Source organism: Vibrio sp. Vb0304, assembly GCF_033338995.1.
Taxonomy (GTDB): domain Bacteria; phylum Pseudomonadota; class Gammaproteobacteria; order Enterobacterales; family Vibrionaceae; genus Vibrio; species Vibrio alginolyticus.
In genome coordinates this window covers 1-1,579 of the sequence record NZ_JAWOTT010000098.1, presented here as the reverse complement: position 1 = coordinate 1,579, position 1,579 = coordinate 1, and the positions used below count along the sequence as shown (strand labels likewise).

Sequence of the window (1,579 nt, the reverse complement as noted above, 5' to 3'; positions counted from 1 at the left end):
AAAGGGCGTATGATGAAAAAAATTGTATCACTCAGTTTGCTGCTGTTCGCACCATTCCTTTCTGCCAATTCCATTACTTTTAGTAGTCCTCAGCAACCTAGCGTCACACTTAAACTGGAAGAGCTTCAATCTCTCCCAACCACCAGCTACACCACTGATTTACCTTGGATTCAACAATCTTCAGAGTTTCTTGGTGTAAAGCTCAGCACGCTGCTGACTCATGTTTATGGAAGCATCCCAGAGCAAGTCGATATCGGCAGTTTAAACAACTATCACTCCACCTTATCTCGCAAAGATATTGTTCGTTATCAGCCAATTTTGGCGTACCAGCAAGATCATCATTACATCAAAGTGAGAAATAAAGGCCCTTACTGGGTGATATACCCTCTCAGTCAATATCCTGAATTGGATCACAATGAATATCATGCCCAAATGGTGTGGCAAGTTAATGAGATGAAAATAAAACAAAAATAATGAAGTTATCAGAAGCTTACCCAATTAAACAAAAAAATTATTCGACGACCAGCAAAATGCTCCTTTTGGTTTTTGCCACTTCTTTATTGCTCGCAAATGTCATATTGCTCCAACAAACTCGGGTCTTAGCGCAAAGTTTTACTGATGAGCAAAAACAAGCGACATGGTTTTTATTCCAGTTATCGAAAGAACTTTCTGAGCTCGTCAGTGAAGCACGTCGACTGGACGAAAATGTTTTAAAAATAGAAGGTGCAGAACTTCAGTATGAGCTTGCTTGGAGCCGTTTTGATTTATTAATAAATAGTAAAGACGTCTACACCTTTTTTTCTCGCAATCACATTCAACAATATTTTTTGCAACTGTTTAATGAGTTTAAAGAGTTAGAACCACTGTTGGTGGAAGCCAAAACCGGCGACAGCCAAGCGGCAGCTCAGTTTTATCGCGCCACTCAAACGCTGTATTTAAACTTGGTGGAGTTTGTGAACCAGAACTTTCGCTTAACCAGCCAAGTGTACGAGACACAAAAAGATGAAAGCCAACGATTGATGAAAGCGCAATACATGCTGTTTGCCACTTTCGTCTTGTCGATTTTGTCGCTGACTTACTTCTTCTACAGAGAATCGCACTTCCATCGTAAGCTGGCGTTGAGTGACCCCCTTACTGGCCTTGGCAACCGAAATGCTCTGTTTGTCACGTTGAGAAATAACACCCGCAACCGAACGGCTTTTTCTTTGTGTCTGTTGGATCTAAACGGGTTCAAAAACGTGAATGACACGTACGGCCACCAAGCTGGTGATACGGTGTTGTGCGAAATTGCCAAGCGATTGAAAGACATGAATATTGATAGCTTCAGTACCTATCGGATGGGTGGAGACGAGTTTGCTGTCGTGATTGAGTCCTCAGACGTCGATGCAGAGGAGGCAAAAAAACACATCCATTCCGTGTTTGATACTCCGGTTCTGAACGCGAACAACGTATCGTCACTGTCGACCAGTATTGGCGTCGCGCACTACCCAAGTGACAGCGATAATGTTGACTTTCTTATCAGCATAGCGGATAAGCGCATGTACAAAATGAAATTTCAACGTTAAACGGTATATATGAT

Annotated in this window: 2 protein-coding genes; both read left to right on the top strand. The window is 42.1% G+C overall.

Annotated features, from left to right (window positions below; translation table 11 throughout):
* The first annotated feature begins 12 nt into the window (after positions 1-12).
* On the top strand, positions 13-474 hold the full coding sequence (locus tag R7P35_RS24090; RefSeq protein ID WP_005482833.1) for an oxidoreductase: 462 nt from the start codon (positions 13-15) through the stop codon (positions 472-474).
* Positions 474-1,565, top strand: a complete 1,092-nt coding sequence (locus R7P35_RS24085; RefSeq protein ID WP_005464959.1) for a sensor domain-containing diguanylate cyclase — start codon at positions 474-476, stop codon at positions 1,563-1,565. Before R7P35_RS24090 ends, R7P35_RS24085 begins: the two co-directional genes overlap by 1 nt.
* The last annotated feature ends 14 nt before the right edge of the window (positions 1,566-1,579 follow it).

Coding starts and splice junctions, on each gene's coding strand:
- R7P35_RS24085 (WP_005464959.1), top strand. CDS start 474: ATGAAGTTATCAGAAGCTTACCCAATTAAACAAAAAAATTATTCGACG.
- R7P35_RS24090 (WP_005482833.1), top strand. CDS start 13: ATGAAAAAAATTGTATCACTCAGTTTGCTGCTGTTCGCACCATTCCTT.